Genomic DNA, 20,723 nt, shown 5'->3' with positions numbered 1-20,723 from the left:
ATTACCTAACAGGAATAACTCCACAAAGTTTAACTCAATTTAAGAAAATTTAACTTCCTGATTCTGTGAATAAAACTCTCTTATTTTTCAGAATCCGGAACAAATTCCAAGCTTATAGAATTCATGCAATAGCGCAGTCCTGTAGGTTTCGGACCATCATCAAAGACGTGTCCCAAATGTGAATCACATCTTTTGCAAAGTACCTCTACTCTTTCCATTCCATAAGCGGTATCTCTTTTATAATATACGCCTTCTTTATCTGCTTCAAAGAAACTTGGCCAACCACAACTGCTGGAAAATTTAGTTGTCGAACGAAATAAATGATTTCCGCAAACGGCACAATAATACTCTCCCAACTCATCAAAATCATTGTATTTTCCGGTAAAAGCTCTTTCTGTTGCCGCTTCTCTTGAAATCGCATATAAATCCGGAGCGAGGATCTTTTTCCATTCCTCATTGGAAATATCGAGTTTCGAAGTATCGGTTCTGGAATAGTATGGATTGTTTTTTGCTTGGTTTTCCATAGAATTATTTTAACTATTTTTTTGATAATTTAAATTAAACCACAAAAGTCATAAAAGCTTTATCTCTTCCGTTTATGACTTTTGTGGTGAGAATAGATCATAAGTTCACAACCAAATTTACTAAATTTGAGCATATGAATGATGAAGCCAAAAGAAAACAATTAAGGAAATATAAAGCTTTTGCCACCGGATTATTCCTTCTGATGGCGGTGATTTTTATCGTGACCACTCTTTTACAGAAAACCAACGATTCTCATTGGATCGGCTATGTCAAAGCCTTTTCTGAAGCTGCAATGGTGGGTGCTTTAGCGGATTGGTTCGCTGTTACCGCATTATTCCGTCATCCGCTTGGTTTACCTATTCCACATACCAATCTTATTGAAAACAGCAAACAGAGATTAGGAGACAATCTGGGAAGTTTCGTAGTGAACAACTTTCTCTCTCCTCAGAATATCCGTCCTTATATTCAGAAACTAAAGATTTCGGGCTTTGTAGGGGAATGGCTGGTAAAAGAAAAAAACCAGGAGATCTTAATTAAAAATCTTTCAGATATTGTTTTAGATATTTTAAATAAACTTGATGATTCTGAAGTGAGTCATTTCATCAGCAAAAAAGTTTCAGAAATGACGGATTCAATTCAATTAAACGTCATTCTCGGAAACGGAATCACTTATCTTTTAGACAAAAATGATCATCAGAAAATCATTACCAATCTTTCTTCCCAGATCAAAAATTACATTATTGAAAATGATGAAATGATCCAGGAACGCGTAAAAAAAGGAAGCTATTCTTTTATTCCGGCTTTTGTCGACAATAAAATTGCTGATAAAATTGCGAGCGGGCTTTCAGATTTTTTTAAAGAAGTGGAAGAAGATCCCAACCATGAAATCAGAGCTTTGATTACCCGAAAAATTTACGAGTTCTCCAACGAGCTAAAAAAGGATCCGAAATGGGAAGACGAGTTTAAAAACATTAAAAATGATCTTTTAAAAGGGAATAAACTTGATGAATATTCAAATGACATCTGGATTTCCATTAAAAATACATTGAAAAAAGAATTACAGGAAGATCAGTCTTCTTTAAAAAATTATATTTCAAAAAACCTGAACGAATTTTCGCAAAATCTAAAGACGGACGAAAATCTTCAAAATAAAATAGATCATTGGATTCGCGTAACGGCTTATAAATATATCCTGAAAAACACACATCAATTCGGGAACCTCATCAGTTCTACGGTCGGAAACTGGCAGGGAAAGGAATTAAGTGAAAAACTGGAACTGGAAGTTGGAAAAGATCTTCAGTTCATCCGCGTCAACGGAACTTTAGTTGGTGGATTGGTTGGGTTGATTATTTATACAATTGCTCATTTTTTCCTTTAACCATTAACAAAAAAGAGAGCTCAAAGCTCTCTCTATTTTTTCTTAAATATTTTTCTAAAAAGATTGGGATAAAAATCTTCGGTTCCAATTCTCATTTCTTTCATTACAGGAAATAAAAATTTCAATGCTGAAATCAGAAATATATTCAAAATGGCTAAGATTATAATATTCATTGTTTGAAAATTATTTTGGTAAACGACTTGCTCTTTTTAAAACCTCTTTATTGATATCATTAATCAATTCCGGGCCTTCATAAATAAATCCTGTATATAACTGAACCAAAGTAGCTCCCGCATCCAGTTTCTCTATTGCATCTTTCGCAGAATGAATTCCTCCGACTCCAATGATTGGGAAAGCTCTGTTGCTTTTATCTGCAAGATATTTAATCATTTTTGTACTTCTCTCACGAATAGGCTTTCCACTTAATCCTCCATTTCCGATTTGTGCTAACACTTCGGGAGAAGTTTTCAATCCTTCTCTATTCACGGATGTATTGGAAACTACAATCCCGTCGATTTTCGTCTCAGCAATCAGTTCAATGATTTCGTCTAATTGATTGTTATTTAAATCCGGAGCTATTTTCAGTAAAATCGGCTTCTGTACAGCTTTTGACTGATTGATCTTTTTAACTTCAGTAATCAGCTCGCGAAGATATTCCACATCTTCCAGTTTGGCGTGACTTCCTACATTCGGACAACTTACATTCAGTACAAAATAATCTACGTAAGGATGAAGTCCTTCAAAACAATCCAGGTAATCCTGAGTATAATTTTCCGGTGCTGTATCTGTATTTTTTCCGATGTTTCCACCGATGATGATTTTTCCTTTGTTACCTTTCAGTTTTTCGATCGCCGCTTGTAAGCCATCATTATTGAATCCCATTCTGTTGATGATTCCGCCATCTTCAATTAATCTGAATAATCTTTTCTTAGGATTTCCGGCTTGAGCTCTTGGAGTGACCGTTCCGATTTCTACGAATCCGAAACCTAAATCTCCCAATTCATTAAAAAGAACTGCATTTTTATCGAAACCGGCAGCCAATCCTACTGGATTTTTAAATTTCAATCCGAAAACTTCTCTTTCCAGATGTTTGTCTTCAATAGGTTTTGGGAAAAATAATTTGGTAAGGAATCCAAAATTTTTTAGCATTGAAAAAGTAAAGTGATGCACTTCTTCAGGATCGAATTTGAAAAGAATCGGGCGAATGAGCGATTTGTACATTGAAAAAAAGTTTTACAAAAATACTCATTTTAAAATTAATGGTTGGTTACCCTATGATATTTTATGAAAAAATGTATTATCAATGGCATCTATAAAACCCAATATCTGTAAAATCTGCGGGATTGTTTTTTGACGCAAAGATTTTATTCTAAAAAGCACAATATATAAGTGTGCAAAGTAGGAATCAACAAGTTGATTGGATGAAGCACTACGTTCAAGCTTCACAAAACAAATTTATTTGTTTTTGCTCTCAAAATAGAAAGCTATACAAATAAAATCTTTGCGTTTAAATTATTTTTTATATTTTATTTTGAACTATATTCTACTTTCAATGGTAATTCTTTTTAATAATATCAAATACTCTCAAAGGTTGTCATTCCGTAGGAATCCAAGCTACAATTTTTACAGATAATTCTCTAATACTATATCTAGATGCTTACAGCATGACAAACTGCATCTTAGTAAGAAATTAAGAATACAAACTCAAATCGAAATTCAATATCCCTCCCACTCTTTTAAATTCATCATCTATCACAGCATTTACCGTAATTCTTTCGTGAGAAACAGGATGATTAAAAATCAATTGATGAGCATGAAGCGTCATTTTGTTGATGCCAAATGTCTGCAGCCACAATTTGTTCTGTTTATTGCAGCCATGTTTTCGACAACCTAAAATAGGATGTAAAATATGTTTAAAATGCTTTCTTAACTGATGAAATCTTCCCGTTTCAGGAATCGCCTCTACCAAACAATATCTTGAAGTCTGATGCTTTAAAAAAGGGAGATCTATTTCCGAAGTTTGTAAACGGCGATAATAAGTAATAGCATTTTGTTTGACTTCATTTTCGTTAATTAAATCGTAATCAATCGTTTCTTCTTCCTTTGCCCAGCCACGAAGAATAGCAATGTATTTCTTCTCGACTTCTCTTGAGGCAAACTGATCGCTCATGATTCTTAACGTTTCTTTATCTAAAGTAAACAACAATACGCCCGAAGTTTTTCGGTCAAGTCGATGTACGGGATACACTTTTTGCCCAATCTGCTTTCTCAACTCCTGAATCGCATACGTATCGGCTTCTCCGGCATAAAAAGATTTGTGAACCAATAATCCGCTGGGCTTGTTGATGGCAATAAGATGTTCGTCTCGATAAAGAATTTCTAACATGGTGCAAAAGTAGAAATTTTCAACCGATCTAGCCCTGATTGCAGCGGTATCCTTTTGCTTCACTTTGTTCAGCAAAAGATATAGCGAAAAGCAGGTTCCCGGCTCCTGAAAAATAAATTATCAATATTTGAACTATTATTCATCGCTTTTTTTACTGAATCTCATGGAATTGGGATTCAAATTGCTATTTTTGCACTTCAGACGAAAAAAATTATGGCAAAGCAAGAAGATGTTTTCAAGAAAGTGATTTCTCACGCTAAAGAATATGGTTTTATTTTCCCTTCGAGTGAGATCTACGATGGTTTATCCGCTGTTTATGATTATGGACAAAACGGTGCCGAATTAAAAAATAATATCAAACAATATTGGTGGAAAGCGATGGTACAGCTTAACGAAAATATTGTCGGCATTGATTCAGCAATTTTGATGCACCCAACCACTTGGAAAGCATCGGGCCACGTAGACGCTTTCAACGATCCATTGATTGACAATAAAGATTCTAAAAAACGTTTCAGAGCAGACGTTTTGGTGGAAGATTACTGCTTAAAAATTGAAGATAAAGAGAAAAAGGAAATCGAAAAGGCAGCGAAAAGATTCGGTGAGTCTTTCGATAAAGCTCAGTTTGAAGCGACGAATCCGAAAATATTGGAATACAGAGCAAAAAGAGAAGCTATTCTTTCAAGACTGGCAAAATCTCTGGAAAATGAAGATCTTGCTGATGTAAAAGCTTTAATTGAAGAATTGGAAATTGCTGATCCTGACACGGGTTCTAAAAACTGGACGGAAGTAAGACAATTCAACCTGATGTTCGGAACTAAGTTAGGAGCTTCTGCAGATTCTGCGATGGATCTTTATTTGAGACCGGAAACCGCTCAGGGTATTTTCGTCAACTTCTTAAACGTACAGAAAACTTCACGTCACAGACTTCCTTTTGGTATTGCCCAAATCGGAAAAGCATTCAGAAATGAGATTGTTGCAAGACAATTCATCTTCAGAATGCGTGAGTTTGAACAAATGGAAATGCAGTTCTTTGTTGCTCCGGGAACAGAACTTGAATTCTACGAACAATGGAAGCAAAAACGTCTGAACTGGCATTTAGCTTTAGGATTAGGGAATGAAAATTACAGATTCCACGATCACGAAAAATTGGCTCATTACGCAAATGCGGCAGCTGATATTGAATTTAATTTCCCATTCGGATTTAAAGAATTGGAAGGTATTCACTCAAGAACGGATTTCGATTTGAAGGCTCACGAAGAATTCTCAGGAAGAAAACTTCAGTTCTTCGATCCTGAAAGAAATCAGAACTATGTTCCTTATGTTGTTGAAACTTCAGTAGGTTTAGACAGATTATTCCTTTCTATTTTCGCTCATTGCTTAAAAGACGAAATATTAGAAGATGGTTCAGAAAGAACAGTATTATCTTTACCTCCTGCTTTAGCTCCAATTAAAGCGGCTATTCTTCCATTAATGAAGAAAGATGGTTTAGCTGAATATGCTGAAAAAATCTTCAATGACTTGAAATACGATTTCAATTTATTCTATGAAGAAAAAGATGCGATCGGAAAACGTTACAGAAGACAGGATGCGATCGGTACGCCTTACTGTATCACTATCGACCACGATTCATTAACAGATCACACCGTGACGATCAGAGACAGAGACACGATGGAACAGGAAAGAGTTCCGGTTTCTGAACTGAGAAGAATCATTGACGAGAAAACGAACTTCAGAAATTTACTTTCAAAAATATAAATGTAAAGCCTTGAGAAATCAGGGCTTTATTTTTTATCAACATATACCTGAATTTGTTATTTTTGATTCTCAAATTTTAACCATGAAAAAAATAACACTATTGATGTTTGGTCTGATTCAGACATTCGCCTATTCTCAGACTCAGGATTTAGCAGCTTTAGCTTCAGGAGAAAACGTAGGAATGAATGCCCTTTTCGATTCTAAAGACAATCTATATGGCTATGTTTCTTTGTATTCTTACGGAAAAACAGATAAAAAAACTCAAAAGTTCGAATATGTGCTTTTAGATAAAAACCTAAATCCGGTTGCGAATAACGAATTTGAATCTAATCTTTTAGTTTCCAATTATTATGGGTATGTAGATTTTAAAGGACAGATCATTCTTCGTCCTTCAGATTTCAACTATCTTCAAGCGTTTGCAAAAGATGCGGCAATGCCTGTTTCCATGGTTATAGATCCTAAAACCAATACGGTAAAGCCAAAAGTCTATTACGATTATCTTGAAAATGGAACTTTCGTAGAAATCAATCAGCCTAAAAGCTTTAAAGAGGAAAGAAAAGAAAATCGTGCAGAGAAAAAAGATAAAGGCTACAACTATGTTTCTTCGGTAGGAGAAATTAAAGAAGGGGGTTATTTTGCCCTAGAATACAATGATTACGGCAAATATGTAAACAAAAACAGCCTTATAAAATTTGACGAAAATAAAAAAGAAGTCTGGAGATACCGTTACAATACGGATGGAAGCAAAAAGGTATTTTCAGATCTTACTCTACTCGAAAAAGACGAGAATCGCCTTTACGGAATTTTAAGAAAAGTAAATGATGATGACAAAACTTTTTCTCTTTTAGTTATCGATATGAAAACTGGAAAAGAGCTTTCAAACCAGCCTATCACAGGTCTTACTCCGGAAACCATTTATAATATTGATGCGTTATATTCCAGCGGAAAAAAGCTGGATAATGATAAGAATTTCGATGATAAAGTGGTATTAATGGGACGAAATTTCGACAAAGGCGATAAAGGATTTGCAAGATTTATTTTGGATAAAAATAACTATAACGTCGATCTTAAAACGTTAAATTATAAGCCTGATTTATCTAATCACATTCCAAAACTAAGCGCAGATGGCGGCGTAGAAAACGGTTATTTTCTTCAAACCAAAGACGTTTATTTTATGAGTGATGGCAGTGTAGGAATCCTTTCTGAAAAATTTAAACCGGCAGGACAATACAACGCTCCTAAAACAACGGATTTAGTCTACATTAATACGGATAAAGACTTTAAGGTAAAAGATGTTCAGGTTTTTGAAAAGGAAAAGTCTAAATGGGTAAACAGTGATTACTTGTTTTCACAATATCTGAATGATGGAAAAGACGTTGTTTTCTTCTTCCGTGATTACAAAAAAGATCAGGTAACCAAAGAGAAAAAATGGAACCTTTTCATTAATACGGTTATCGATGGAAAATTCAAGCAGGAGATTATTCCTATTTCTGAAAAAGATAACTTTGTAGTGACGCCTTACGTAGCAAAAGAAGGGTATATTTTGCTTAGAGAATACAACGAAAAAGAAAAGTTCAATAAAGTACGACTTGAGAGATTAAATTACTAATGATAAAAAAATCCTGACCTTCGGTCAGGATTTTTTCGTTTGGTAATACTCTGCAATATTTTTGATCTCATCCATGCTTAAATTCCACATAAAATTGAGAAACTGCTGATAACTTTCACTTTGATTTTTAGGATCTACCCTATCCAAATATCGGTTAAGATTATAGTTTTTTCTTCCTTCATAAATTTTAACAAAACATTTTCCCAGCCATTCTTTATAATATTCTTCCTCTTCCCCATCCTGTAAAAACTGCAGACTTGTATAAATTCCCACTCCATAATCTTCGGAATGAAATAAATTAGGAAGCGTTTCCATTCTTGCAATTTTTGCCAAAGATTCATAAGATTCTGATGCTTTTTCAGCTTCCACATCATTTTTCAATTCAGGAAACGTTTTTCTAAGCTTTTCAATTCTCAACACCACTTCAGGATGTGAAGCCAATGAATCTTTATTCAGTTTTTCCTTAAAATGATTATAGTTATACAATGAAAAATCTTCTTTTTTAAGCCATTTATCTTTAAACTCCTGCTTCGGAAGATTAAAATACTTTTTATACGTTTCTACTTTTAATTCTCTTGGTGAAATTGTATCGAAATCCTGAAGCCTTTTCAATGTATTGATGAATTCTGCTTTCTTAAAATCGCTGTTTTTAAAAACTGCATATCCTAAAGAATCGGCCTGCATTTCATCCTTTCTTCTTTCAGCTCCTTTTTTATAAATTCTATTTTTCATGACATTAAAAGCCCGCGAATTGCGGTTTTCTTTTGTCGCTTTAATGTCCTGAAGTGTAATTTTATCAAGCTGATCCTGATCGATCATCTGTAAAAAGGTTTTCAAAGAATGTTCGGATATTTTATGCCCTAATTCATGGGAAATCACGGCTCCGAGCTGATCATCATTATCCAGCCAGTTAAACAGTCCCATATTAATCACAAAAACCTCATCCGCAAAGCAATATGCATTAGGTGTATTATCTTTTGCAATAAGAATTGTCAAGCCTTGTGGAATCTGAGGATTATTTTTCTTTAAACGGGCAATCAGGCTTTTAGCTTTTCCCTCAAATACAGAGTTGAAAACAAAATCTTTATTTTTCACCTGTTTTTCAAAGTCTTTTTCAAGGTCTTTATAGATTTTTGATAACTCACTTCCTCTTTTCCCGGAATAAGTAGATTTACTTTTCGTAATAAGGTTTTCATTGTCGGTAGTAAAAGTTTTAAGGAATTCTTTTCTCTTGATATAGTCTGCCGTATCAAGCGGTTTATAAGCCTGTCCAAAACAGAGTATAAAGCCATAAAGGAATAAAAAAGAAACAATTTTTTTAATCATATTTTCATCAAATAATCACAAAAATAAATCATTTCGCTTCATGTTTTTAAAATTATTTTAAATTTGTTACAGATCAATCGATATGATAATTTTTATTTATTTCGTCACCGTTATTGTTGCTATTATAGCTGCAATGTATCTTTTAGGATATGCCTATCTTTTCAATGGTATTTCAAAAACCTATCTGCGTGGAAAATCAAGCGCGAATATTGACGATGGTAAATTATTTTCAAGCAACCTCATCGCTACGAAAACTCCAAAACTTTGGGAAGAAGCTCCTGAATATAATAAAACTGAATTACCGAAAAACATAGTTGATGATTTAATTCAATCCAATACCGCTTCTTTTATTGTGGTAAAAAACGGAAAACTGGTTCATGAGCAATATTGGAACGGTTATAATCAGCTCTCAAAAACCAATTCTTTTTCTATGGCAAAAGCAGTGACAGTCATGCTTTTGGGAAAAGCTCTCGAAGAAGGTAAAATAAAAAGTATTGATGATAAATTCTCCAATTATTTTGAAGAATTTAAGAATAAAGAATTCGGAGATCAATTAACGCTTAGAAATTTAGCCCAGATGGAAGCCGGCCTGAATTGGGATGAAGATTATAAAAATCCTTTTTTACCCAATGCAAAAGCTTACTACGGGAAAAGTCTTATCGATGCAACTTTTTCAAGAAAATTCAAAGAAAATCCGGGGGAAAGATTTGAATATCAAAGCGGTTCGACACAACTTTTAGGTTTTGCTGTGAGAAAGGCTATTAACCAATCATTGGCAAGTTATTTATCCGAAAAATTCTGGATTCCGTTGGGAATGGAACAACATGCAGACTGGAGTACTGATGAAAGCGGGATGGAAAAAACCTACTGCTGTATTCATTCTAATTCCCGAGATTTTGCAAAATTGGGACAATTATTTTTAGATAATGGAAAAGCGGATGACCAACAGATTTTAAATCTTGATTTTATTAATCAGATGAAATCCCCGACACAAAAATCAGAAGAAATTTATGGAATGGGATTCTGGATCAATAATGACAATCCAATAAAACATTATTATTTCTTAGGACTTCAAGGACAATATATCATTATGATCCCAGAACACAATATGGTGATCGTAAGAACCGGAAGTTATAACAACCTCCCTAAAACAGACAGAGGAAGACCAGATCAGGTGAAGTTTCTCGTTAATGAAACCGTACAACTATTTCAATAAACACTATGGAACATTACAATATAAAAGTTGATGAGTATATTGAAAAATCTCAGGATTTTGCAAAACCAATTTTACATTATATCCGCGAAATCGTTCACGAAGTATGTCCGGATATAGAAGAAGCCATCAAATGGAAATTCCCCACTTTTATGTATAAAGGAAAGATCCTTTGTTCTATGGTTTCATTTAAACATTATTGCAGCTTAGGATTTTGGCTTCATGATGAAATGAAAACGTTAAAAAACATTGAAACCGACGTTGAAAAAACCAATATGTTCAGCTTGGGGAAAATTACAAAAGTGGAAGACCTTCCTCCAAAACCATTGCTAAAAAAAATGATTCTTGAAGCGATGGAGCTTACCGATATGGGAGTTACTCTGAAAAAGGCAGCTCCTTCAAAAACGGAAACAGAAGTTCCTGATTATTTTCAAAATTCTTTGAAACAAAATAAAAGCGCTTTAGAAGTATTTACTAAAGGTTCGCCATCATTCAGAAAAGAATATATCAACTGGCTTACAGAAGCCAAAACAGAAGCTACCCGAAACAAACGTATGGAACAGGCCATAGAATGGATTTCTGAAGGGAAAGCGAGAAACTGGAAATATATGAGTAAAAAGTAATCGGCTAAGAAGATTTCGAACACAATAAATCATATCTCGAAACACGAATCCCATATCTCTAGAACTAAAATCTTAGTGGAATCTAAAATTCGCTTCAGGAAGGGTATTATTTTTTAAGAATGCTTCATATTCCGGAGATAATTTTGCGCGTCCAAAAGTGTTTTCTCCGCTCATACTTCCGAGACGTACTTTATCTTTCCCAAATTTTTTATTCATGGCATCCATGGCTTTCATAACAGGCAAATGTTGGTTTTGAGTATCTTTTTCAAAAAGACTGATCTGTCTTTGGTCTTCAGGAACAAAGTCATTCACAAAAACACCCGCTCTTTTGTAATGGAAACCGTCTTTATAAATAGCTTCAAATAATTCATTCACCACTCTTCCAATCAAAATTGAAGAATTTGTCGGATTGGGAAGAATTTGAGTCATTGCTTTTCTATATTCAGGTAAATCTTTTCTGAAACGATTGGTTTGAACAAAAACCGTCACCATTTTACAGCAGGTATTTTGCTTTCTTAGCCGTTCCGAACAATACATCCCAAAAGTTTCTACCCGTTCACGAACTTCTTCTTTTTTTGTCAGCATTTCCATGAAGCTTCTCGTCACTGCAATGGATTTTTTCGGAGAAGGAACATCCAGCTCCAACTGACGAATTCCTTTTAATTCATTCACCATTCTTACCCCGTGAATTCCCATAATTTTGCGAACCCACATTTCAGGTTTCTGTAATAAATCCCAAGCTTTGAAAACTCCATTGTCCTGCATTTTTACAGCCAGCTTTCTTCCAATTCCCCAAACATCAGCGATATTCAGCCATTTTAAGGCTTTCTCTATTTTTTCGGGAGTATCTAAGGCAAAAACCCCATTAAATCTTTCAGGATCTTTCTTCACTATTCTGCTAGCAACCTTACAAAGTGTTTTTGTAGGAGCAATTCCGACACTCACCGGGATGTTTACTTCTTGCCAAATTTTATCTTTAATTTCAAGACAATACTCATAAATACTGATGTACTTAAACCCTGTAAGATTCAAAAAAAGTTCATCAATACTATAAACCTCATGTTCTACAACATATGATTTCGCAATACTGATCACCTCCTGACTTTTTGCATTGTACAGTTCAAATTTTGCAGAAAAACTTTTTACATCATGTTCTTTAAAAAGCTCTTTATATTTAAAAACCGGAGCCGCCATTGGAATTCCCAAATCTTTTGCTTCCTGGCTTCGGGACACAACACACCCGTCGTTGTTGGAAAGTACCACAACGGGTTTATTTTCAAGCTTCGGATCCAAAGTTCTTTCACAGGAGTTATCAAAAGCTTTCGATAATTCAGTTTATCAAAAGTTAAATGATATCGAAAGAAGAAAACATAAATAACACAAAATCAAACATATAAACATTCGTAATAGATATTACACTTTTGATAAAAGGACGAGATTATGCCAAACTTGACACTAAAATAAAATTTCTTAATTTACTTTTTATCAGTACTATTCTGTTTCTTTACAAAACCTAACAAATTTCCCAATTCCTTTATAGAGCTATTAATTTCAGACTTTTCAACAATAGCGTTTTTTAAATCTTCAGCTTCTTCACTATTTACCAACAATATTGTTTTTAACTTTTTAGCATTTTTCTTCATAATTTCAATACATTCACTACTTTTTAACAGATCAATTTTAAAAATAGTTCTTACAACTCCTTCTGATTTTAAATTTGAATATCTAAATAGCCATTCTGCATAAAACTGAAATCTGTTATTATCCATATTTCCAGTTTTAATAAACTCATCTCTTATAGTATCAAAAGTATTCTTAAATTTATGCCCATTTTCTTCAAAAGAAGTAATTAAATCATTAAAAATATCATGTTCTTCAGTAACATTTTCTATTATTTTAGAGGATTTTTCTTTGAAAACATATTTTAGGGCCTCCAAAGCTTCGCTAGACCAACTCTTGTATTCAATTATTTGTAAAATTTTGAAGTCTTTAGAATTACTCTTATCAAACGTAATGATCCAATTATCATTTGTAAAATTCTCGAAATAATCATTTTTGAGATCTATACAACGGTTTGCAAGTGCATTATTATTGTTAACTGCAGTTTCGAAAAAAAATGGTGTTAGTTTATTTACTGTATTTACATTTACAACAGCAGAATCCCAATCATTTAATTTCTTAATAAATAGATCAGGTTCTAATTCCGTATTAAAACAAATATCTTCAAACTTGGGTAGAACTTCATTTAATCCTAATCTATATTTACCATAATTACTTACTGTTAGCTTCTTTATTACTTCTTTATATAGTGGAACGTCTTTAAACTCATCGATTTTTAGTAAAAGATTACCATATTCAATATAATTTAATATTTTTTTAGCTACTTTATCAACAAAATTATTCTCTACTTCGTTCATGACACCCTGAAAGTAACTTTGATATCCTGATAAATTTAAAGTTCGGGACAATCTAATTCCTATAATATCATAATATAAATCATCGTTAGAAGTTAAGCTAACAAATCGACTATATAACTCTGAATCTGAAATATCTTTAGTATTAACAAGTTCGCCAAATATCTTTAAAAAACTAATAATATTTTTCAAGTGTGTATTATTACTATAGTACTGTTGAAGATAAGATTTTAATGTGTTTTTAAATTTTGGCAACCCATATTTAGCAATATTGATATTTTTAATTTCCTCAATATTTTCAAGATCATTTATTCCAATCTTAGATAAATACAGATCTAATTCTGCAGAGTTTACATTAATTTTGTATTTTGAATAGGATTCTTTTTTATCCTTCAGGATTTTTAAAAAATCGTCTACACTATCGGTAGTAAAATCTTCCAATATATTTAAAACATCTACATTAATACCTTTATTTTTTAAAAATTTATCAAGTATATCAATATTATTAATATAATTCATCGAATCCCAATCTTTTTCGTAAGCTAGTTCTTTACAGATGGATTTACAGTATTCTGTTATATCACTATCTTTTTTAATTCTTGAAATTATAATGCCTTGATATTCTTGAAATTCGTGAGTATCATTTTTTAGTTCTTTCCCAACATTATTTATTATGTCTTCCCAAATTAATTCCTCAACGTTTTTATTCTCATATGCAGAGTCATTGAGACTGTTTAACGCTTCAATTACATTCGGTAAGTAATCATTTGAAATTTTTGAATATTCAGTTTCTAATATCTTTGAAAAGAAATTGGCTTGCGATATTTTCATTAAACTATCGGTATTTTTACTCATTAACGCATCCCTTAATTCTTTAGAGTATATGATTTCCAAAGAATCATCTGGATCTAATTGATAAACAATTGCAGTAATATACTTTGGTAAATTTTCATCTTTTTTGTAAATAAAATCAAGTCCTCTTAAATATGATGGACTAACTATTTCCACGATAGGATCTGATAGAATTAAATCTTTATTAAGTACAAAAAGTGCTAAATATTGTGCAGGGATTTTATCACTATGAACTAATTTAAGCGTAGCTATTTCATTTATTAGGACTATTATTTCTCTAGGTGTTATTTTCTTATTTAGAAGTTCATACACTTGAACTGTTCTAACAAATTCATCTTGTTTAAAATTTTCACCTAAACATTCCCTCCATTTACCCTCGAAAAAAAATTTCCAATTAGACATGATTGGGGGAGCAACGCGGTAAACAATGTCAAATGTTTTGTTTATGTAATCCTCTGCATAATTAGTGAATTCACTTGAATTTCCCTTAGGATTTAAATCTTCAAAAGCATTTCTTATGTGCTCCCTGTCAAAAGGAATAATTACTTTAATGTTTTTGTATTTCTGCTCAGCAAAAAATATGTGAATTGAAGACCATAGCTTTAAGATTTTATCTTTCGGGAGTCTGTCGAAATTATCAAATACAAGTATAACTTTATTCTCTTTTAAGTCTTTATCAATTTCTAAAATCCAATCCCTGAATTTTTTTACAGAAGGTTCATCTTCAGTTATAGTAACATAAGTTGTCTCTTCAATTTTATCTTTAGAGTAGATTTCAAATAATTTAATTCCAGCAATTAAATAAACATTTTCAGTAGAATTAAAATTTTTGAAAAAGTAATATAAGTAAGCAAAAAATAAAATCAATGCTGGACTTAGGTATACTAAATATTTCCAATCAGATTTAATTTCATCTCCAAATGATTTAAAAAATGGAATCAATAGTAATGCAACCAATGAAAGAATAATACCTAAGCTTAAAACCGGTTTTTTCTTAGTCGTTGTTTCTTTATTTTTAGCAAGTAAATTCTTAAGTTTTTCTTCCCATTTATCTTTTTGAACAAGATTTTTGGAGTTTATATATTCCGTTATTTCTTCTAATATTGTTCTTCTTTGTTCATCTTCTTGATGTCCCCACACATCATAAATGAAAAAAAAGTAGTTCTTATCTTTTAACTTGCCTTCTACTATTTTCACTAAATTACTCTTCCCTGATCCCCAATTCCCATCAATTCCAATAATATTATGAATAGAGCTCACCACACTTCCCGCAATAATTCCGGCCATTGAATCTTGCGATTTACCTTCGAATTGATCTTCACCCAATGGTTGATTTCCTAAAAATTTAGGATAAATTTTACTCATAATTAAATTATTATCTGGTTATTAGTAGTTTTCTCAAATGTAATATTAATTTTCCACCCTGTTATTATTGGTAAATAAAAAAAATATCATTTCGCATTAAAAAAAGAACTACCAAAATCAGTAGTTCCTTTTTGTTATATTCCTAAGTTAGTTAAAAAATCTATCTCATCATCATTTCCTTCCCAAGAACCAAGTCTTCCTTTTTCAGGAATTACATCTTGATAAGCTGCTTCAAGAGCATCTCGTTTTTGTTTTGAATCAACTCTTGCATATCTTTCCGTCGTTTGTACACTTACATGTCCTAAAATATCTCGAATGTAAACAATATTAACTCCACCTTGTAAAAGGTGCATTGCTTTAGAATGCCTAAACACGTGAGGACTAATAATTTCAGGAATCAGTTGATTATTAACTATTCTAGCACTTTTTGCGTATTTCTTTAAAATATAAGTTATACCTGCAGGAGTAAGCTTTCCTCCTCCTCGATTAAAAAATAAAGGGCTAAATTGTCTTTCAGGCCTGAGCAAATGATTCTCTTTGACATATCGTTCCAATAAATTAATTTGTTCTTTCAGCAAAGGAATGTCTCGTTGCTTATTACCTTTACCTGTTACTCTTATATGATAAGGATATTCAAACCTTACACATGACGGGCTTAGATCTACAAGCTCCTGAACTCGCATCCCGCTATCATATAACAATGCTAACATAGCTAAATCCCGACGAGACGCCAAAGTTTCCATAGACGCTTGTTCAAGTAATAAATTTATACCTTCTACAGACAAGTAATTCATTACTTTTGAAAATCCTTTTTTACTTTTAATTGATCGGATATTTTGCCACTCAGCTAATCTGTCTGGTACTTCATATTGTAAATATTTACAAAAAGAACAAATGGCTCCGTAACGATTATTTCTTGTTGAAATGGAATTTTTGCAATGTATTTCAAGCCACATTAAGAAATCTTCTATGGATTGCTTATTTAAATGTTTTAATTCTAATTTATGAGGAGGGATATTTTTTACCTTAGTCATAAATGACACCAACAAACTGAAGCTTTTTTTATATGCTCTAATCGTATTGGATGAAGCCCCAAAATTTCCAAGAAGATATTTATGGAAAAAACTTTGTAAGTATTTAGCAAAATCCGTCATAACTATTCACTTTTTGGGATTTTTGGAAAAATTAGAGACGTCGGATGTTCTAGCTGTATTATTCCAGGAAACATTTCGTTTGTAAGCCGAACATAATTATTGGTTGACCTTGGATCGTTATGACCTAAAAACACCGAAATCATAGGTAATGCACAATAAACATCTATGTTATTACGAACCATCTTTGCAAGGCTATGAACAGCAGCCGTATGCCTAAGATCATGAATTCGCGGAGGATTTCCTCCTAGCTTTGAAGATATTCCTGCTGTATTTAAAATATCAGAAAACCAGCGCCTAACACTTTCTCCCAGACAGCTCTTTCCTCTTTGTGTAACAAAAAATGGCGACTCAGGTACAAGAATTTTTTCTATTGGATTTTTGTCTCTAAACTCTTTGTATTGTAGCAATACTGGCAATAACGAATCATTTATTGCTGCGAGTCTTTGTGTATTATTTTTAGAATCGTTTATTACTATTGTTCTTTTCTCAAAATCGATATCTTTATTTTTAATTGCTAAAGCTTCACCAATTCTTAATCCAGCACTATAAAGTAATCGAAGTATTGCTGGCATGGTAAAGATCATTGTTCCTGAGTATTGATAACGGATCTTTAAAGAATTAGACAGTAAAAATATCGTGTTAATTTCTTCGTGGGTAAAAATATATGGGATATAATTATTTTTTGCTCCTTTTCTGTAGGGAATTGGTACATAACAGTCTATACCTAAATCACGCATATAATTACCTAATTGAATCCAAGCGTTATATTTCATATATAAAGAGCGGTCACTATCATTCGGCCTAGTACTTCTCCATTTATCAATTGTCTCTTCTTTAATATAATCATCCTGAATATTATACTCATTACAGAATTTATCAATCTCTAAAAAAATAAATTTAATAGCAGATGAGTTATATCCCTTAAGTTCTCTTTCTTTTAAAAACCCTTTTATATAAGGCGCTAACTTACTCGTATATACAAATTTTTTATCCATACTTATTTTATTTAAAATTTGCTTGTAAATAAAAATTATTATCAACCATTGGTACATCTAAAGAGCATTCAAGTAAATTTTCTACACTTATATGTAAATAATCCATTGTTACTGTTGTATTCGAATGTCCTAATGCATCTGAAATTATTGATATTGGAACTCTATTTTTCAATAAGTTAGTTGCCAAGCTATGCCGTAATGCATGGCTACCATGCTTCCTATTGCTATAGTCGATATTAGCTCTTTTTAAGTATTTGCGTATATTATTGTGAAAGGCAGTGCTAGTCATAGTTGTATATGGCCCATTAGCTCTTAGAAATACATCCTTTGATTTTATCTTAGGTCTACCATTTTTGATGTAATCAATTAATGCTTCCCCAATATCTACTAATAAAGGTAACTCAATAGGGACTTTTGTTTTGAACTGTTCTAAACGAATTATATTATTTTTCCAATCAATATTCGAAAATTGAAGAAATCTAATATCAGAAGACCTTAACCCCAATCTAGTCGCTAATAAAATCATAGCATAATCTCTTTTGCCTTTTGGTATAGTTCTATTTATACTTTGCTCAAGCCGTAAAATTTCATCAGCTGTAAAGTATGTTTGGATTTCATTTCTTACTCTAATTTTTAAATGATCTAATATCTTTGAAGTGCGACGATCTATCATCCCCTTATCATGAAGCTTTTTGAGTGCTGCCCTTAATATTATTGCACTGTGATCTTTGCAATTTCTTACGGATGACATAAAATCAAGAATTTTTTCAGCAGTAATATCTTTTAATTCTATTACCTTTTCATACTCCATTCGTTCACAAAATTTGTAAAGACTTCGATAATAATTATTTCTTGTTGATATTTTTAATCTTTTTTCAGCTACGTGCTCTTCAAGAAACTTTGTAAAAAAAGAACCAATTCTCCCAGGAAATGGTGCATCATACTTTGTTCGGGAAATTTTTAATATCCATCGATCCTGAAGCATTCCATTTAGCAATGTAACATAGCGTGCATCATAATGGTGATGTGTACGCTTCTTGATAATTGTGTCTCTATATTTTAAATAGATCTCTCCCAATTCCGGCGTATAAATCTCGGTTGATTTTTCTTTCATGTATGCCAGAAGCCTTTTGTATTCGATTGATAGACGCTCAATCATACTGCTTGAATATATATTCTCTTTAATATACGTTTCAAGCTGCGAATGTAATTCGTGGATGTTTTTCTCCATAATATATAAAAGTTAAAAATTGTTTTTCTTAAATAATTAAAAGAATGACAATTATCCCTCCATATCAATATTATGGTTTCTAGCAAATTTCATGAGGAAAATTTAGCGCAGATATTTTTTTATATCAGCGATATTTTTTACATTTGCTAAATAAGATATAGGGGATAAAAGAATTCTCTTTTTTCCATATATTCTTTTAACTGAAAAATTTAAAATCTGTTAGTGGGCCAATACTTAACAGATTTTTTTATTTAAGCGAATTTACAAAAAATCCTGTATAAAGCTAATATTTTTACAAAAAAACGATTAGTCTTCTACGACAAAAAAATCAAATCCATAACAAAAGTTACACAAAATTACAAATTCAATATATTAGTTACACAACTAATATATTTTATGTTCGTCGTACATACATCTTACAAACACATAACAAAGTATTTATTTAATAACGAATTACGCGAACACAAAATTTGCTGAATAATTAATTTTATATCCATTTATAGTAATGGATACTTTATCTTTGCCTAGAAAAATAAATTAACGAAAAAGCGTAAGCTATCGTTTTGGTACAAGAAAACTGCGAATCTTCTTTTGATAACCAAAATCGATAGACTTACGCCCGTGCCTTATATTGGCGTGGGCTAAGTCTCTCTGGTTATCGGGTTCTTCGCAGTACCTCTTGTACGGATTGGCTTTAGCTTCACGCCTTTCTATTTAATACTTAAAAGTAATGGCACGAAAAAAGAAAATAAAAAAGCTGTCCAAACAACTGGTTGATACCCTATATCAATTGAAACGTTACCAAATAGAACCATTTCTACAAGTCAACTTTATAAAGGAAAAAGTAAATGAATACGATATTATTCCTTTATTTTCTGGATACCGTATACCGACTGAAGAATATTATAACAAACTTGTTTTTGAATGTTACAATAGAGATAAACAATTCTATTATTTAAACGTCATAAATAAACACATTGAGCTTAAATATAAATACAAGAAAAAATAATTTACAAGAGACAGCCTAATTAATTTTAGTTTGTTGTACTATTATTTCTTGCCCCAACACATAAATTTCAATTTCATAAAAATTTATATCAAATGAAACGTTTAGCTCGTGGAATTAACCATAATACACATCCGGGCGAAATTTTTTCAAATCAGATTATCAAATTCAATAATCTAACGATTGAAAGAACTGCCAATCTTCTAGGAGTAAAACAATATACTTTATCTAAAATAGTTAATGGCAAAAGTCCAATTAATCCCATGATGGCTATACGGATCTCCAAAGTTTTTGGAGGAAGTGCCAGTTTCTGGACAAAACTTCAGAGTACTTATTATTTGAGAGAAGCAGAAAAAGAATTCGAGATTAAGCAGATTAAACTTAATAAGTTTAAACACATTTAATAAAAAAACATCCTCGTTTTGCCGTAACAGTAATTTGGATATACAGATTATTAAAATTCACTATTGCTAATTAATTCGATGTCTTAGTAATCCAATCTCATGCGCCTGAGGATAAGGTTTTCTATCAGTCATGCTGACATCTTCTTTAATCTGGCGGTGGATATCATACTGTTTTTCCTTATCATAAGAATACCGAGGATCGGGAATCATGGGCATTTTTACCATTTTGTGAATGGTAATGGTGGGAAAATGGAAATCTACTTCCACCGTTCCTAGCAATAAATAACATCCTCCCCCCTGAAAATTGTATTGCTTCAGACTATCCGGAAAATGTGCCGTATCGAAATACTCCCCGTTTGCATCGATCCAGGTACCGAAGTACATGGTTCCTTTCTTAGTGGGGACATGTTTCCTTGAAATCAGATATGCCAACATTTTCACCTGTCTTTTGTGAAATGTCAACAGGTCTTTTACAAAAACGGAGCCT

General features: G+C 32.3%; 15 protein-coding genes and 2 pseudogenes. 6 read left to right on the top strand and 11 right to left on the bottom strand.

What is annotated here, in order from left to right; all coding sequences use genetic code 11:
- Positions 1 to 80: 80 nt before the first annotated feature.
- Positions 81 to 524: a peptide-methionine (R)-S-oxide reductase MsrB gene (gene msrB, locus RM51_RS00085; RefSeq protein WP_039363620.1), complete on the bottom strand. Its 444-nt coding sequence runs from the start codon at positions 522 to 524 to the stop codon at positions 81 to 83.
- Positions 525 to 658: 134 nt separating this feature from the next.
- On the opposite strand from msrB, the gene RM51_RS00080 reads away from it, so the two are divergent.
- Positions 659 to 1,903: a DUF445 domain-containing protein gene (locus RM51_RS00080; RefSeq protein WP_039363617.1), complete on the top strand. Its 1,245-nt coding sequence runs from the start codon at positions 659 to 661 to the stop codon at positions 1,901 to 1,903.
- 183 nt (positions 1,904 to 2,086) lie between these two features.
- On the opposite strand, the gene RM51_RS00075 is transcribed toward RM51_RS00080, so the two are convergent.
- Entirely contained in the window at positions 2,087 to 3,124 is a 1,038-nt protein-coding gene (locus RM51_RS00075; protein ID WP_039363614.1) for a quinone-dependent dihydroorotate dehydrogenase, read from the bottom strand.
- A gap of 469 nt (positions 3,125 to 3,593) precedes the next feature.
- A complete protein-coding gene (locus RM51_RS00070) occupies positions 3,594 to 4,289 on the bottom strand; it encodes a pseudouridine synthase (RefSeq protein WP_039363612.1) in 696 nt (231 codons plus the stop codon).
- 213 nt (positions 4,290 to 4,502) lie between these two features.
- On the opposite strand from RM51_RS00070, the gene RM51_RS00065 reads away from it, so the two are divergent.
- Entirely contained in the window at positions 4,503 to 6,044 is a 1,542-nt protein-coding gene (locus RM51_RS00065) for a glycine--tRNA ligase (RefSeq protein ID WP_039363609.1), read from the top strand.
- A gap of 82 nt (positions 6,045 to 6,126) precedes the next feature.
- Complete coding sequence (locus RM51_RS00060; RefSeq protein WP_039364514.1) at positions 6,127 to 7,653, top strand: hypothetical protein; 1,527 nt, start codon at positions 6,127 to 6,129, stop codon at positions 7,651 to 7,653.
- 24 nt (positions 7,654 to 7,677) lie between these two features.
- Here RM51_RS00060 and RM51_RS00055 read toward each other — a convergent pair whose 3' ends face one another.
- Positions 7,678 to 8,979, bottom strand: a complete 1,302-nt coding sequence (locus RM51_RS00055; RefSeq protein ID WP_039363606.1) for a M48 family metalloprotease — start codon at positions 8,977 to 8,979, stop codon at positions 7,678 to 7,680.
- An 82-nt stretch (positions 8,980 to 9,061) separates the two neighbouring features.
- Here RM51_RS00055 and RM51_RS00050 point away from each other — a divergent pair, with 82 nt between their 5' ends.
- Both RM51_RS00050 and RM51_RS00045 read left to right on the top strand, forming a co-directional pair.
- Complete coding sequence (locus tag RM51_RS00050; RefSeq protein ID WP_039363605.1) at positions 9,062 to 10,195, top strand: serine hydrolase domain-containing protein; 1,134 nt, start codon at positions 9,062 to 9,064, stop codon at positions 10,193 to 10,195.
- Between the two features lie 5 nt (positions 10,196 to 10,200).
- A complete protein-coding gene (locus RM51_RS00045; RefSeq protein ID WP_039363603.1) occupies positions 10,201 to 10,815 on the top strand; it encodes a YdeI/OmpD-associated family protein in 615 nt (204 codons plus the stop codon).
- A gap of 72 nt (positions 10,816 to 10,887) precedes the next feature.
- Here RM51_RS00045 and RM51_RS19655 read toward each other — a convergent pair whose 3' ends face one another.
- The 6 genes and pseudogenes from RM51_RS19655 to RM51_RS18920 form a co-directional block, all read right to left on the bottom strand.
- Positions 10,888 to 11,040 (bottom strand): DUF4113 domain-containing protein, encoded by a 153-nt coding sequence (locus tag RM51_RS19655; protein ID WP_262483689.1) that lies wholly within the window; start codon positions 11,038 to 11,040, stop codon positions 10,888 to 10,890.
- Positions 11,041 to 11,097: 57 nt separating this feature from the next.
- Positions 11,098 to 12,126 (bottom strand): annotated as a pseudogene (locus tag RM51_RS00040) (Y-family DNA polymerase); the annotation flags it as partial.
- A 164-nt stretch (positions 12,127 to 12,290) separates the two neighbouring features.
- Positions 12,291 to 15,446: a P-loop NTPase fold protein gene (locus tag RM51_RS00035; protein ID WP_039363601.1), complete on the bottom strand. Its 3,156-nt coding sequence runs from the start codon at positions 15,444 to 15,446 to the stop codon at positions 12,291 to 12,293.
- A 134-nt stretch (positions 15,447 to 15,580) separates the two neighbouring features.
- Complete coding sequence (locus RM51_RS00030) at positions 15,581 to 16,600, bottom strand: tyrosine-type recombinase/integrase (protein WP_039363599.1); 1,020 nt, start codon at positions 16,598 to 16,600, stop codon at positions 15,581 to 15,583.
- 2 nt (positions 16,601 to 16,602) lie between these two features.
- The gene (locus tag RM51_RS00025; protein WP_039364510.1) at positions 16,603 to 17,595 is read right to left on the bottom strand and encodes a tyrosine-type recombinase/integrase; all 993 of its coding nucleotides are present in this window, start codon (positions 17,593 to 17,595) and stop codon (positions 16,603 to 16,605) included.
- 7 nt (positions 17,596 to 17,602) lie between these two features.
- Positions 17,603 to 18,826, bottom strand: coding sequence for a site-specific integrase (locus tag RM51_RS18920; protein WP_052248321.1), 1,224 nt, complete (start codon positions 18,824 to 18,826; stop codon positions 17,603 to 17,605).
- Between the two features lie 1,101 nt (positions 18,827 to 19,927).
- Here RM51_RS18920 and RM51_RS00010 point away from each other — a divergent pair.
- Complete coding sequence (locus RM51_RS00010) at positions 19,928 to 20,236, top strand: HigA family addiction module antitoxin (protein WP_039363593.1); 309 nt, start codon at positions 19,928 to 19,930, stop codon at positions 20,234 to 20,236.
- A gap of 66 nt (positions 20,237 to 20,302) precedes the next feature.
- Here the strand turns inward: RM51_RS00010 and RM51_RS00005 are convergent.
- A pseudogene (locus RM51_RS00005) lies at positions 20,303 to 20,723 on the bottom strand (DNA polymerase III subunit alpha); the annotation flags it as partial.

It is taken from the genome of Chryseobacterium taiwanense (assembly GCF_000813825.1).
Lineage (GTDB): Bacteria > Bacteroidota > Bacteroidia > Flavobacteriales > Weeksellaceae > Chryseobacterium > Chryseobacterium taiwanense.
Note: the sequence above shows the minus strand (reverse complement) of the source record. Positions and strands in the feature narration are given on the sequence as shown.